Raw genomic sequence first — 13095 nt, 5'->3', positions numbered from 1 at the left:
ACTCAATATTTCGAACCCTGCACATCCCCTGTGGGAGCGAGCTTGCTCGCGATGGGGCCAGTCCAGGCAACCCATCACTTGAGCCCGGGCTTGACCCGCAACGCCTTGGCCTTCGCCTCTATCACCAGGTACATCACCACGGTAATCAGCAACGGCAGGATGAAATAGATCGCCCGGTAAGCGATCAGCCCCGCCAACAGGCTGCCCCGCGATACCTCATGTTGCAGCAGGGCAACGAACACCGCTTCCAACACCCCAAGCCCCGCCGGAATGTGGGTGATGACCCCGGCGATGCTGCTGATCAGCAATACCCCGAGTACCACCGGGTAATCCAGTTTGCTGGGCAGCAAGGTGAAGATCACCGCCGCCATCAACGACCAGTTCAGCGCACCCAACGCCAGTTGCAGCACCGCCATGCGCAGCGACGGCAGGTTGATTTCCATGCCGCGAATCGTCCAGGCCCGACGCTTGGAAAATCGACAGGCCACGAGATAACCAGCGCTCACCAGCAACAACAGCGCGCCGACACCTTGCAGCGCGTCGCTGCTGAGTTTCCAGCCCGGTGGCATGGTCACCAGGCCGCTGCTGAACACCACCCCGGCCAGGGTCATGTAGCCGAACCAGTTGGTGGCCAGGCTCAGGCCGAGGATCTTGGCGATGTTCCCGCTGCTGACCCCCAGCCGCGAATACAGCCGATAGCGCATGGCGATGCCACCGACCCAGGCGCTGAGGTTGAGGTTGAAGGCATAACTGATCACCCCCACCGGCAAGATCTGCCGCCAACCGAGTTTCTGACGGATGTAGGTGCGTCCGATCAGATCGAAGCAGGCATAGGTGATGAAGCTGGTGACGGTCAGTGCGGCGGCGATGATCAAGGTACGCACCTTGAAATCGGCCAGGGTGGCCAACACTTCGGACCAATCGATACGCCGGGCCAAGGCCGTGAACAGTACGATCAGCAGCAGGAAAAACGCCAGGGTCAGCGGTCTTTTCCAGCGGCTCCAGCGGGATTTGGGCTTGGCCTGTTCCGGCGCATGGGCATCTCTCGGCGCGGTGTGCGCTTCAGAGTGGTTCATGGGGTTCGCTCCGGACCGCCGTCGGCGGCGAAAAAGGTTTCAGACGCGGTTTATGGGCCGGCAGCCAGCCGGCCCAGGCCGGGAAATGGCGCAAAAAGTGGAACACCATGAAACCGATGGTCATGCGCCACAGCAGGCCCCGCGGCGCATGGTTTTCAGGCATGGCGGTGCAGTGTTCGCGACTCAGGTGGTCGAGGCGTTCGAACAGCTCGCGGTTGAACGTCCGGTCGCGGATCAGCACGTTGGCTTCCAGGTTCAGCGACAGGCTCAACGGGTCGAGGTTGCTCGAACCGACGGTGCTCCAGTCCTCATCCACCAGGGCCACTTTGCCGTGCAGCGGCCGCTCGCAATATTCATAGATTGTCACGCCAGCCTTGAGCAGATAGTCGTAGAGCATCCGCGCCGCGAGCTTGGCGATCATCATGTCCGGCTGCCCTTGCAGGATCAGCCGCACCTCCACGCCGCGCCGGGCGGCGTTGCGGATCTCGCGCAGTAATCGGTAGCCGGGGAAGAAATAGGCGTTGGCGATCACCACCCGCCGCTGGGCGCTGCGCAGCACTTGCAGGTAGACCTCTTCGATGTCGGTCTGATGCTCGTGGTTATCCCGGTAGACCAGGCGCACCTGGCCGTCATGGTCGCTGAACGCCAGCTCGTTGCGACGGCTGCGGCGGCGTTGCCACCAGTATTTGGCCCGGGCGGGGCGGCCGCTCTGCAACAGCGCGAAGTGATGGATATCCACCACTGCTGGGCCTTTGACTTCCACGGAATAATCCTGCTTGGCCTCGGGGCCGAAATCCCCCAGGTGGTCGGCGGAAAAATTGATCCCGCCGATGAACGCAATCACCCCGTCCACCACCACAATCTTGCGGTGCAGGCGGCGAAACCAGTTGGTGCGGATCCCCAAGTGCCGGGGCGCAGGGTCGAACATCTGCAAACGCACCCCGGCGTCGCTCAACGAGGCCAGGAAATCGGTGGTCAACTCACCGCAGCCGAAGCCATCGAGGCTGACGGTGATGCGCACGCCACGCTGGGCCGCTTCCACCAGCAGGTCCCGCAGTTCGTAGCCGACCTTGTCCTCGAACAGAATGAAGGTCTCAAGAAGGATTTCTGTCTCGGCCCGGCGAATGGCCTCGAAGACCCTGGGGAAATACTCCTCGCCATTTTCCAGCAGCGTGACGCGATTGTTGCCGTGCCAGCCGTATTCGATATCGGCCAGCGCCGGGTTGCGTTCGGTGGGCGTCGTGTCGACCTGTTCCACGGTCGCTTTGTCCATCGTCGCGCTCATAATTCGATCTCCACCGACAGCGGTGCGTGGTCGGAAAGGTGCGACCAGGGTCGTACGTTCAATACCTTGGGATGACGGGCCTTGAGGTTGCGCACGTAGATGCGGTCCAGGCGCAGGATCGGCAGGCGGGCCGGAAAACTGCGGGCCGGTTTGCCCCACTGTTCGGCGAACACTTCCCGCAGGCCGCAGGGCTCGAGCAGTTCACTGGCTTTGCCGCGCCAGTCGTTGAAGTCGCCAGCGACGATCACCGGTGCGTCGGGCGGCAATTCGCTCACGTGCTGGCAAAGCAGCTTGAGTTGCTCGACACGATGACCTTCGCGCAGCCCCAAGTGGACGCAGATGGCATGCACATCCTGTCCATCGCCCGGCAGGCGCAGCACGCTGTGGAGCATGCCGCGGTTTTCATGGCCGCTGATGGACACATCCAGGTTGTCGTGGCGGATGATCTGGAATTTCGACAACAGCGCATTGCCATGGTCGCCCGCCGGGTACACCGCGTTGCGACCATAGGCGAACTGTGGCCAGAGGGTGTCGGCGAGGAATTCGTATTGCGGCATGCTCGGCCAGTTGCTGTAGCGTTGGGGATGGTGCTCGTGGGTGCCGTGGACTTCCTGCAAAAACACCACATCGGCGGACACACTGCGCACCGCTTCGCGCAGTTCCGGTAGGATGAAGCGCCGGTTCAGAGCGGTGAAGCCCTTGTGGGTGTTGACGGTCAGCACGGTGAAACGGTTGACCCGGTCGAGGTCCCGGGGCCGTTGTTGGGTCGGCTCATGGGCCGCTTCGGTGTGTTCCGGACGGTTCATGGCAACACCCCTTCGGCCGGTCGTTCGCCGGGCGTGGTGGCCAGGTCCTTGTCCAGATGAAAGCGTTCCAGCAAGTGGCGTGCGTCGTAGGGCGCGCGGACTTTGATGTCGTTGTCGAAATAGCAGAACACTTCCCGGCTTTTGCGTGCCCGTGGTTTCTTGTCCGGGTCGATCAGGTGCGCGTCGCTCGGCTGCCTGCCGTGGCTCCAGGCCTCGATCCGGTCGCCCCAGCGCTTCAACGCCTCGTCGGTGTAGCCGCTGGCGTACAGTTCCTCGGCACCGTGCAGGCGCAGGTAGACAAAATCGCTGGTGACGTCTTCGCGATAGGGCCACTTGCCGGCGGTGTCGGCGATCACCAGGGCCACGTCGTAACGCTTGAGCAGCGTGATGAAATGCGGGTCGATAAAACTTTCATGACGGATTTCCACGGCGTGGCGCAGTGGGCGCTTTTTGTCAGTCGTGGTGCTGGCGTGGCCGTCCAGGCGCGGCTCGTGCTCGCGGGCCAGGGCGGCGGCGCCTTCGGTGTCGTGGGGCAATTGCTTGAGGAAGTCTTCGAACAGCTCGGGGTCGAATTTGAAGCTGGGCGGGAACTGCCAGAGGATCGCCCCCAGTTTCTCCTTGAGTTCCAGCACGCCCGAGGCGAAAAAGTTGGCCAAAGGCTTGCGGATATCCCGCAGGCGCTTGATGTGGGTAATGAAACGCGGGGCCTTGACGCTGAACACGAAGCCGGGCGGTGTCTCGGCATACCACTGGGCATACCGTTCGGGGCGTTGCAGGGCGTAGAACGATCCATTGATTTCGATACTGTTGACCGCTCGCGAGGCGAATTGCAATTCCCGTTTCTGGATCAGTCCCTTGGGGTAGAAATCCCCCCGCCAAGGTGTGTAGCGCCAGCCGGAAATGCCAATGTGGATCGCCGTCATGTATCCCTCCCGTGCCAATGACCTCGTACCGCCTGTGTCTTTTGATGACCGCCGCGCGTGCTGGAAAGTTTCGATGGAGTGCTCGGCGGTGGAGGGGCGTTCCCCGTTGTGTGGGAGCAAGGCTTGCCCTCGATGGGGGCGCCTCGATCTCTGAAAGACCGCAGCGCCTGCATCGCGGGCAAGCCTTGCTCCCACATAAATCCCTGCCACAGGGGGTGTATTGACCCTTCGAGCGAACTTGCCGGCCCGTTATTGATCAGTTCCTTACCGATCCCGTGTGAAGGAGCCTCGCGTTTTGTCTCGATTGAGCACTGTATTGCTGATGTTCCTGCTGGCCCTGTCCGGCACCAGCGCCTACGGGACCGCCGCCGTCCCTGGCACCGCCAAGCCCGATGAACCACCCGCCGAGCCCGCGCCGCTGGTGCAGGGCGGTTTATTGGGGGCCATCAGTTCGAGCATCGACGACGTCCAGGACAAACTCGAGCTCAACCAGAGCCTGGTGGATGCCTGGCGCCTGCGGGCGGACCGGGCGGCGGATGAGGTGGACCGGCTGGTAGACCAGACGTCCCGTTCGTCCTGGCGTGTGGCAGGGGATTTCCTGTTGCTCTCCGGCGTGTGGCTGGGAGCGTTTGCGCTGCTATGGGCCGGTGCGCGATTGCTGGTGCGACGTCTCGGTCGGCGTCGTTGGTTGCGTACCCGCCAGCGCGTACACGACCTGCTCGGTTATCTGCTGCCCTATACCTTGCCGGCGGTGGCCTGCCTGCCGCTGACCCTCTACGTCAGTCACTTTCTGCAAGTCTCGGTCGGTCGCGCCCTGGCGCTGTGCTTCGCCTACGCCACCAGCAGCGGCATTTTTTCCACCTCGGTGTTGCTGTGCGTGATCGTGATGTTCAACGCCGGCCACAAACGCCGAGCGGTGGCGATGATCCGGCGTTTCGCTCCCCGACCGTTGTTCATGATCGGCTTTCTCGCCGCCCTCAGCGATGCCCTCACCAGCCCGCAGATCGCCCGGCAACTGGGCGGCAACATCACCAGCAGCATCGCGGTGTTCACCGGGTTGTCGGCATCGATGATCTTTGGCTGGCTGGTGATCCACATGCGCCGCCCGGTGGCGCACCTGATCCGCAACCGCCCACTGGCCCAGCGCTTGAAACAGCCGGCCTTGCAGGAGTCGCTGCGGATCTTTTCCGGGCTCTGGTACTGGCCGATCCTGCTGATGGTGCTGGTGTCGGCGGTGAGCCTGATCGGTGTCGGCGAGGACAACCAGAAAGCCCTGCGCTGTGCGCTGTTCACCACCATCCTGCTGATCGCCACGGTGTTCCTCAGCACGGTGTTCCAACATGTCTTCAAGTCGCCCAAGGCCGAGGCCATCCAGCGCAACAGCGCCTACAAGGGGCGGCTGTTGAGCTTGTTGCACGCCTTGTTGCGGATCGTCATGGCGGTGGTATTCATTGAAGTCCTCGGACGGATTTGGGGCATTTCCCTGTTCGAGTTCGCCTCGCGCAATGCCATAGGCCGGGCGATCAGCGATTCCTTGAGCCGCATCGGCCTGATCTTCCTGGTGACCTGGCTCACGTGGGTGGTGCTCGACACGGCGATCCAGGAAGCCTTGAAGCCGCCGCTGAACAAGCGCGGGGCCCGCCAGCCCAGCACCCGGGTCAAGACCATCCTGCCGCTGTTGCGTAACGCGGCGAAAATCATCCTGGTGGTGATCTGCGCCATCACCACCATGGCCAACCTGGGTATCAACGTCGCGCCGTTGCTGGCCGGTGCCGGGGTGGTGGGGCTGGCGATCGGTTTCGGCTCGCAGCAACTGGTGCAGGACGTGATCACCGGGCTGTTCATCATCATCGAAGACACGCTGTCCATCGGCGATTGGGTGGTGCTCAGCTCGGGCCACGCCGGTACCGTCGAAGGCCTGACCATCCGCACCCTGCGCCTGCGCGACGGCAAGGGGTTCGTGCACTCGGTGCCGTTCGGCCAGATCAAGGCCGTGACCAACCAGTCCCGGCAATTCGCCTTTGCATTCTTCTCCGTACAGTTCACCTACGACACCGACGTGGACGAGGCCATCGAGTTGATTCGCGAAGCCGGGCGTTCGATCGCCGAAGACCCGTTCCTCAAGTTCAACCTGCAAGGGCCGCTGGATGTGTTCGGCGTGGACAAGATGGACCTCAATGGCGTGGTGCTCACGGCGCAGTTCCGCACCGTGTCGGGTGGGCAGTATGCGGTGAGCCGAGCGTTCAACCAGCAGTTGAAGAAGCTTGTGGATAACCACCCGGCGGTCCACTTTGCGCAGACTTATCCACAGCAGGTGGTGATGCCGCGGCGGTTGGGTGAAGAGCCGAAGGCGGGGGATGAGCTGCCTGATCAAGCTCAATGACTGCTGAGATTTTTGGTGGGGCTTATGGCCTCATCGCGAGCAAGCTCGCTCCCACAGTAGGTTTGTGGTGAATGAACAACCCCTGTGGGAGCGAGCTTGCTCGCGATGAGGCCCGCCTAGACACCCTCAACCTCTCTGAATGAGCTTGCTCTTAACTTCAGCCATCCCTTGAGCATCCAACTCCACCCACAGATGCTGCTTGCCGGCAATCTGCGCCGCCACCGGCACCCCATCCCGATACACCAGCCGATTACTCGCCAGCGCCGGCACTTTTGCCCCCGGCAGCAAGGTGCCGGCCAGGTTCAGTGGGTCGACCCCGCACACTGCCACCAGGCTGCCGTCGGTGGGGCGGCGGCGGGTTTCGCGCAGCAGCGGGATGGCTTCGGGCAGGGCGAATTGTTCGCCCGCCAGGCCGCTGACAAAACGCCCGCCGCGAATCTCGCCCCGCGCCTCCAGGCGATGAAATGTGCGCAATAGCTCGCGCCAACTCGGCAACCAATCCGCCTCCCGCTCCAGCAAACGCCAGAACACCACGCCGTAACGGCGCAGCAGGGTCATGGCGATGTGTTCCAGGGTTTCCGGCGCGGTGGGTGTGGGTCGATTGCCTTCCACGGGGGCGGGTTGGCTGCGGCGCAACAAGGCCCAGCGCCCGGCGTCGTCCATCCCGCCGACAAACGCGCCGCGCCCGCGTCGGCTGCTGCGGGCCTGGCGTTTGCTGGCCGGGGTGATCAGCGCGCGCAAGCCGGCAAAGCTGTCGGCATTCACCAACCCGGCGCCCACCAGTTCCTGCAAGGCGATTTCCAGTTCGCTACGCAGCAGATGGGCTTCGTGGGCCAGCTCGTCGAAAAACAGTGCGCCGTGTTCGCTGAGGGCCTGATGGACTTTTTGCGTCTTGGGCGACAGTTCATCCACGGCCGTTTGCCCGGCCAGACTGCTCCACAACGCCACCTGGTTGCGCGGCAGCAGCACCACCGGCGTACTGCGCAGGGCGCTGGCGGAAGGTTTCTGGCGCGCGCTCAGGCGCGTCCATACCCACTTGCCGCTGCGGCACAGCTCGTCGAGCCAATTGGGCGAATAGTCCTTGATCCGCCCGTGCAGCAGGTCGCTGTCCCAGGCTGACGCGGCGGCCGGGTAGCCCTCGAACTGGCCGAGGATCGACGGCAGCACGGCATTGCCCCGGCCTTGGGTCGACGACGACAGGTGCTGCCAGTCGAACAGAAACCGCATGAAGTCCTGCAACATCACCGGCTCGATTTCCCGGCGCAGGCGCTTGACCGTGTAGCGATGGATCCGCGCCAGCAAATGCCGCTCGCACCATTCCTCCTGCCCGGTACCCGGCGTGAAGCGCCCACGCAGCACGTAGCCTTGCTGTTCGAGTTGCGCCAGGGCCTGGGTGACCTGCGGCGTCGACAACCCCAGCGGGTAGGCGATGGCCTTCAATGGCAGCGGGCCAAAGGCACTGAGCCGGGCCCGAAGTATTTCCACCAACGCTTCGTCGCTGTCCCAGGCTTCATCGAAACCGGCCAGTGGGGCCAGCGCCGGTTGCCAGGGAGCCTGTGGATAAAGGGCTTGCAGACAGGTCAGGCGTTCCAGCGGCACCCACAGACCGCGCTCGGCGCTGATCTGCATATGGCTGGCGCGACCACTCGCGGCCAGGGCCTGCAACCAATCCAGCCATGATGCGTGGGCGCCGGCTTCGCTGTCGGCGATGCAGGCCAGGCTCATCAAGGCTTCGTGCATTTCATCGAGATTGGCCGGCGTCGGCCAGGCCTCATCCCGGACCGACTGGATGGCCTCAGCGTCCAGTGCGCCAAGGTCGTCGGTGGATTGTGGATCGCTCCAGCGCCGGTTGATCACCGCCTGGGTCCGCCGCTCTTCCAGCGGCGCGTCGTCGAGAAAGGTGTAGGGACGGGCGCTGAGAATTTCCGCTGCCAGGGGCGAGGGCGCCGGCAGGTCGCGGCTGATCAGGCGAATCTCGCCCGCTTCCATGCGTCGCAACAGCGTCAGCCAACCTTCGCTGTCCATGGCTTCGTGCAGGCAATCGTCGAGGGTCTGTTCCACCAGCGGGTGATCGGGGATCTCCCGCTCGCCGGCCAGGTTTTCCAGGCAGGCGATCTGGTCCGGGAACACGCTGGCGATCAGGTCTTCGCTTTTCATCCGCTGGATCTGCGGGGCGACTTTGCGCCCGCCGGTGTAGCGCGGCAAGGCCAGGGCCACGCCAGCGTTCCAGCGCCAGCGCACGCCGAACAGCGGCGCATCCAGCACCGCCTGGACCAGGATCTGTTCGGCGCTGTGACTGTTGAGGTAGCGCCAGACTTCATCCAGCTCGAAGCTGTGGCTGGTGGACAGCGAGAGCACGATGGCGTCTTCGCTGGCGGCGGCCTGCAATTCGAAGTTGAAGGTGCGGCAGAAGCGCTTGCGCAAGGCCAGGCCCCAGGCGCGGTTGATGCGGCTGCCGAACGGCGTATGGATGATCAGTTGGGTGCCGCCGGACTCGTCGAAAAACCGCTCCATCAACAGCGTGTCCTGGGACGGCAGGGCGCCGAAGGCCTGGCGCGCCGGGGCCAGGTAGTCGACCAGTTGTTCGGCGCTGGCGAGGTTCAGGCGCAAGGTGCCAGTCAGCCAGTCGAGGGCCGGTTGCAGGTTGCCCGGCGTGGCGCCGAGCAGCTGATCGAGCTGGGCTTGCAGGCGTGCCACGGCCCAAGACAATTCGTCGCTGCGCCCCGGGGCTTCGCCGAGCCAGAACGGGATGGTCGGCGGTTGGCCCTGGGCGTCTTCGACCCGCACGCGGCCGGTCTCGACGCGGATGATGCGGTAAGACGTATTGCCCAGTTGGAACACATCGCCGGCAATGCTCTCCACCGCGAAGTCTTCGTTGACGCTGCCGATGTTCAAGCCCTGGGGTTCGAGCAGCACGCTGTAGTCGGCGTTGTCCGGAATGGTGCCGCCGCTGGTCACTGCCGTCAGTTTGCTGCCCCGGCGCCCGCGCAGAGTCCGGGTCACGGCGTCGCGGTGCAGGTAGGCGCTGCGCACGCCCTGGCGACCGTTGAGGCCTTCGGCGAGCATCTGCAACAGCGCCTGGTAATGCCCTTCGTCCAGCGCCGCGTAGGGCGAGGCGCGACGGAAGGTTTCTAGCAGCGCTTGTTCCGGCCATTCCTGGCAACTGACTTCGGCGACGATCTGTTGGGCCAGCACATCCAGCGGCGCCTTGGGGATGTGCAGGATGTCGAGTTCGCCACGGCGTACGCAGTCGAGCAGGGCGGCGCATTCGATCAAGTCGTCGCGGGTGGTGGCGAACAGACGTCCCTTGGGCGTGCCGCCGACCTGGTGGCCAGAGCGTCCCACTCTTTGCAGGAATGCCGAGATCGAACGGGGTGAGGCAATCTGGCAGACCAGGTCGACATCGCCGATATCAATGCCCAGCTCCAGGGAGGCGGTGGCGATCAGCACCTGCAGTTCGCCGCGTTTGAGGCGTTGTTCGGCGTCGAGGCGAAACTCTTTCGCCAGGCTGCCGTGGTGGGCGGCCACGGCGTCCTTGCCCAGGCGCTCGCTCAAATGGCGGCTGAGGCGTTCGGCCAGGCGCCGCGTGTTGACGAACACCAGGGTGGTGCGATGTTCCCGGGCCAGCTCGGCGAGGCGGTTGTAGACCAGTTCCCACACGTCATTGGCCATCACCGCCGACAACGGCACCGGTGGCACCTCGATGTCCAGGTCCCGGGGGCGAGCGTGCCCGATGTCGACGATTTCACAACTGCGTCCTTCGCCGACGAGAAAGCGGGACACCGCTTCGATCGGCTTCTGCGTGGCGGACAGGCCGATGCGCATCAGCGGTTCGGCGCACAGGGCTTGCAGGCGCTCCAGGCTCAAGGCCAGGTGGCTGCCGCGCTTGCTGGCGGCGATGGCGTGGATTTCGTCGACGATCACCGTGCGGGTGCTGGCGAGCATCTGCCGGCCGGAATCGGAACCGAGCAGCACGTAGAGGGATTCGGGGGTGGTCACCAGGATGTGCGGCGCGGTCTTGCGCATCGCCGAGCGGTCTTTTTGCGGCGTGTCGCCAGTGCGCACGGCGGTGGTGATCGGCAAGGGCGGCAAGCCCATCTTTTGCAACTGCTCGGTGATGCCGGCCAGGGGATTCTGCAGGTTGATCTGGATGTCGTTGCTCAGGGCCTTGAGCGGCGAGACGTAGACCACCAGGGTCTGGTCCGGCAGGCCGCCCTGTTCCAGGCCGCGGTGCACCAGGTCATCGAGCACGGCGAGAAACGCGGTCAGGGTCTTGCCCGAACCGGTGGGCGCCGCCACCAGCACCGAGCGTCGCTGGCCGATCAGCGGCCACGCCCGGGCCTGGGCGGCGGTGACCGTCGGGAATGTCTGGCTGAACCAGGCGCGAACGGCGGGGTGAAAGCCTGCCATGGCGTGGTCGGCTGGGAGAGGCAGATTCATGGGGGAGTTATGCGGGTGACTTGAGGAAGATGCAAGTACCGTCCGGGATCTCTATTGCCTGTTCGGGCACCATCGCGAGCAAGCTCGCTCCCACAGAGAGCGCATGCACACTGGAGATCCCCTGTGGGAGCGAACTTGCTCGCGATAGCGGCCTCAAGGCGCACACAAATGCTGGATCTGCACTTTACGGATGACGGTTGCGCACTAAACCCGCAAAATGCAACGATTCCGACAACGCCTGCGGGCGTTATCGACCAAATTCTTGTGCCAATAAACTGGGCCTGCTGACTTTATGCGAATGCGCCTTATGTTACTGGGCGGCGGAAATGCCCTTGGGCAGGCGCTGATTCGCCTCGGTGCAGAAGAAGACATCGGTTTTCTTGCCCCCCGCCCGCCCGAAGACGGCTGGGATGCCGCGAGCCTGACGCAACTGCTCGACGACACCCGTCCGGACGCCTTGATCAACCTGGCGTACTACTTCGACTGGTTCCAGGCCGAGGCTGTCAGCGAGCAGCGCCTGGCCAGCCAGGAGCGCGCCGTCGAGCGCCTGGCCGGGCTGTGCCAGCATCACAACATCGTCTTGCTGCAACCGTCCAGCTATCGGGTATTCGACGGTTCCCGTGCCACGGCCTACAGCGAGAAGGACGAACCCGTGCCCTTGGGGGTGCGTGGCCAGGCGCTGTGGCGGATCGAACAAAGCGTGCGCGCCACCTGCCCGCAACATGTGCTGTTGCGTTTCGGCTGGCTGCTGGACGACAGCGCCGATGGCATCCTCGGCCGCTTCCTGGCTCGGGCCGAGCAGCCCGAAGAGCTGTTGCTGGCCGACGACCGCCGGGGTAATCCGACGCCCGTGGACGATGCCGCGCGGGTGATCATCTCGGTGCTCAAGCAACTCGATTGCGCGGCGCCGCTGTGGGGCACCTATCATTACGCCGGGCATGAGGCGACCACGCCGCTGGCGCTGGGCCAGGCGATCCTCACCGAAGCCCGCGCCCTGCATCCGCTGGCCATCGAGTCGCCCACGCCCCAGGCCCACGCCGCACGGCCGGACGCCGCGGAAGAGCCGCAGCACGCGGTGCTGGCTTGCAAGAAAATTCTGCACACTTTCGGGATCAAGCCCCGCGCCTGGCGCGCAGCACTCCCGGGCTTACTGGATAGGTTTTATCGCCATGGCTGAAGGCCCTGTTTTAATCACCGGCGGCGCGGGTTTCATTGGTTCGCACCTGACCGACGCCTTGCTCGCCAAGGGGCATGCGGTGCGCATCCTCGATGATTTGTCCACCGGCAAGCGCAGCAACCTGCCCCTGGACAACCCGGCGGTCGAACTGATCGAAGGCGACGTCGCCGATGCCGCCCTGGTGGCCCGGGCCGTGGCTGGTTGCAGCGCTGTGGCGCACCTGGCGGCGGTGGCTTCGGTGCAAGCCTCGGTGGACGACCCCGTGCGCACCCACCAGAGCAATTTCATCGGCACCCTGAATGTCTGCGAAGCCATGCGCCAGAGCGGGGTGAAACGGGTACTGTTCGCCTCCAGCGCGGCGGTCTACGGCAACAACGGCGAAGGTCAGTCCATCGACGAAGAAACCCCCAAGGCCCCGCTCACGCCCTATGCTTCGGACAAGCTGGCCAGCGAGTTCTACTTCGATTTCTATCGCCGCCAGCATGACCTGGAGCCGGTGGTGTTCCGTTTTTTCAACATCTACGGTCCGCGCCAGGATCCGTCCTCGCCATATTCCGGGGTCATCAGCATCTTCAGCGAACGGGCGCAGAAAGGCCTGCCGATCACCGTATTCGGCGACGGCGAGCAGACCCGGGACTTTGTCTATGTCGAAGATTTGGTGGACTTGCTGGTGCAGGCCATCGAGAAGCCCGAGGTGGAAGTGGGCGCGGTGAACGTCGGCTGGAACCAGGCCACGACCCTCAAGCAGATGCTCGAGGCCCTGGCCGCCGTGGTAGGCGACCTGCCGCCGATCAGCTACGGCCCGGCGCGCTCCGGCGACATCCGCCATTCCCGGGCCAACAACCATCGGTTGTTGCAGCGCTTCAGTTTTCCACAGCAAACACCGATGAGCGTGGGGCTGGCGCGGTTGTTGGGACGCTGAGTTTTCAGTCGCCACAAACCTGTGGGAGCGAGCTTGCTCGCGATAGCGGTAGGTCAGCCAACATCATTGCTGGCTGATCCACC

At 64.2% G+C, this 13095-nt stretch carries 8 protein-coding genes; 3 read left to right on the top strand and 5 right to left on the bottom strand.

Going from position 1 to position 13095, the window contains the following annotated elements; genetic code table 11:
• Positions 1-74: 74 nt before the first annotated feature.
• Genes PSH84_RS25355 through PSH84_RS25340 form a run of 4 tightly spaced genes read right to left on the bottom strand, consistent with a single transcriptional unit; the run spans position 75 to position 4090 of the window.
• Positions 75-1076: a lysylphosphatidylglycerol synthase domain-containing protein gene (locus tag PSH84_RS25355; protein ID WP_122566159.1), complete on the bottom strand. Its 1002-nt coding sequence runs from the start codon at positions 1074-1076 to the stop codon at positions 75-77.
• A complete protein-coding gene (gene clsB, locus PSH84_RS25350; RefSeq protein ID WP_122566160.1) occupies positions 1063-2361 on the bottom strand; it encodes a cardiolipin synthase ClsB in 1299 nt (432 codons plus the stop codon). The genes PSH84_RS25355 and clsB overlap by 14 nt, the downstream gene beginning before the upstream one ends.
• Positions 2358-3167, bottom strand: coding sequence for an endonuclease/exonuclease/phosphatase family protein (locus PSH84_RS25345; protein WP_305481972.1), 810 nt, complete (start codon positions 3165-3167; stop codon positions 2358-2360). Before PSH84_RS25345 ends, clsB begins: the two co-directional genes overlap by 4 nt.
• The gene (locus PSH84_RS25340) at positions 3164-4090 is read right to left on the bottom strand and encodes a DUF72 domain-containing protein (RefSeq protein ID WP_305481971.1); all 927 of its coding nucleotides are present in this window, start codon (positions 4088-4090) and stop codon (positions 3164-3166) included. The genes PSH84_RS25345 and PSH84_RS25340 overlap by 4 nt, the downstream gene beginning before the upstream one ends.
• A 295-nt stretch (positions 4091-4385) precedes the next feature.
• Between PSH84_RS25340 and PSH84_RS25335 the strand changes: the two genes are divergently transcribed.
• The gene (locus tag PSH84_RS25335; RefSeq protein WP_305481970.1) at positions 4386-6473 is read left to right on the top strand and encodes a mechanosensitive ion channel family protein; all 2088 of its coding nucleotides are present in this window, start codon (positions 4386-4388) and stop codon (positions 6471-6473) included.
• Between the two features lie 126 nt (positions 6474-6599).
• Here PSH84_RS25335 and PSH84_RS25330 read toward each other — a convergent pair whose 3' ends face one another.
• Positions 6600-10913, bottom strand: a complete 4314-nt coding sequence (locus tag PSH84_RS25330) for a DEAD/DEAH box helicase (protein ID WP_305481969.1) — start codon at positions 10911-10913, stop codon at positions 6600-6602.
• A 292-nt stretch (positions 10914-11205) separates the two neighbouring features.
• Here PSH84_RS25330 and PSH84_RS25325 point away from each other — a divergent pair, with 292 nt between their 5' ends.
• Positions 11206-12090, top strand: a complete 885-nt coding sequence (locus PSH84_RS25325) for a sugar nucleotide-binding protein (RefSeq protein WP_122566165.1) — start codon at positions 11206-11208, stop codon at positions 12088-12090.
• The gene (pgnE, locus tag PSH84_RS25320) at positions 12083-13012 is read left to right on the top strand and encodes a UDP-N-acetylglucosamine epimerase PgnE (protein WP_305481968.1); all 930 of its coding nucleotides are present in this window, start codon (positions 12083-12085) and stop codon (positions 13010-13012) included. The genes PSH84_RS25325 and pgnE overlap by 8 nt, the downstream gene beginning before the upstream one ends.
• Positions 13013-13095: the final 83 nt, after the last annotated feature.

Origin of the sequence: Pseudomonas beijingensis, assembly GCF_030687295.1 — a bacterium.
Taxonomy (GTDB): Bacteria; Pseudomonadota; Gammaproteobacteria; order Pseudomonadales; family Pseudomonadaceae; genus Aquipseudomonas; species Aquipseudomonas beijingensis.
The sequence above is the reverse complement of the archived record's forward strand: the minus strand, read 5'-3'. Positions and strand labels throughout refer to the sequence as shown.

What these genes read in the sequence shown, in the direction of transcription:
- PSH84_RS25355 (WP_122566159.1), bottom strand. Translation starts at nt 1,076, where the DNA reads ATGAACCACTCTGAAGCGCACACCGCGCCGAGAGATGCCCATGCGCCG.
- clsB (WP_122566160.1), bottom strand. Translation starts at nt 2,361, where the DNA reads ATGAGCGCGACGATGGACAAAGCGACCGTGGAACAGGTCGACACGACG.
- PSH84_RS25345 (WP_305481972.1), bottom strand. Translation starts at nt 3,167, where the DNA reads ATGAACCGTCCGGAACACACCGAAGCGGCCCATGAGCCGACCCAACAA.
- PSH84_RS25340 (WP_305481971.1), bottom strand. Translation starts at nt 4,090, where the DNA reads ATGACGGCGATCCACATTGGCATTTCCGGCTGGCGCTACACACCTTGG.
- PSH84_RS25330 (WP_305481969.1), bottom strand. Translation starts at nt 10,913, where the DNA reads ATGAATCTGCCTCTCCCAGCCGACCACGCCATGGCAGGCTTTCACCCC.
- PSH84_RS25325 (WP_122566165.1), top strand. Translation starts at nt 11,206, where the DNA reads ATGCGAATGCGCCTTATGTTACTGGGCGGCGGAAATGCCCTTGGGCAG.
- pgnE (WP_305481968.1), top strand. Translation starts at nt 12,083, where the DNA reads ATGGCTGAAGGCCCTGTTTTAATCACCGGCGGCGCGGGTTTCATTGGT.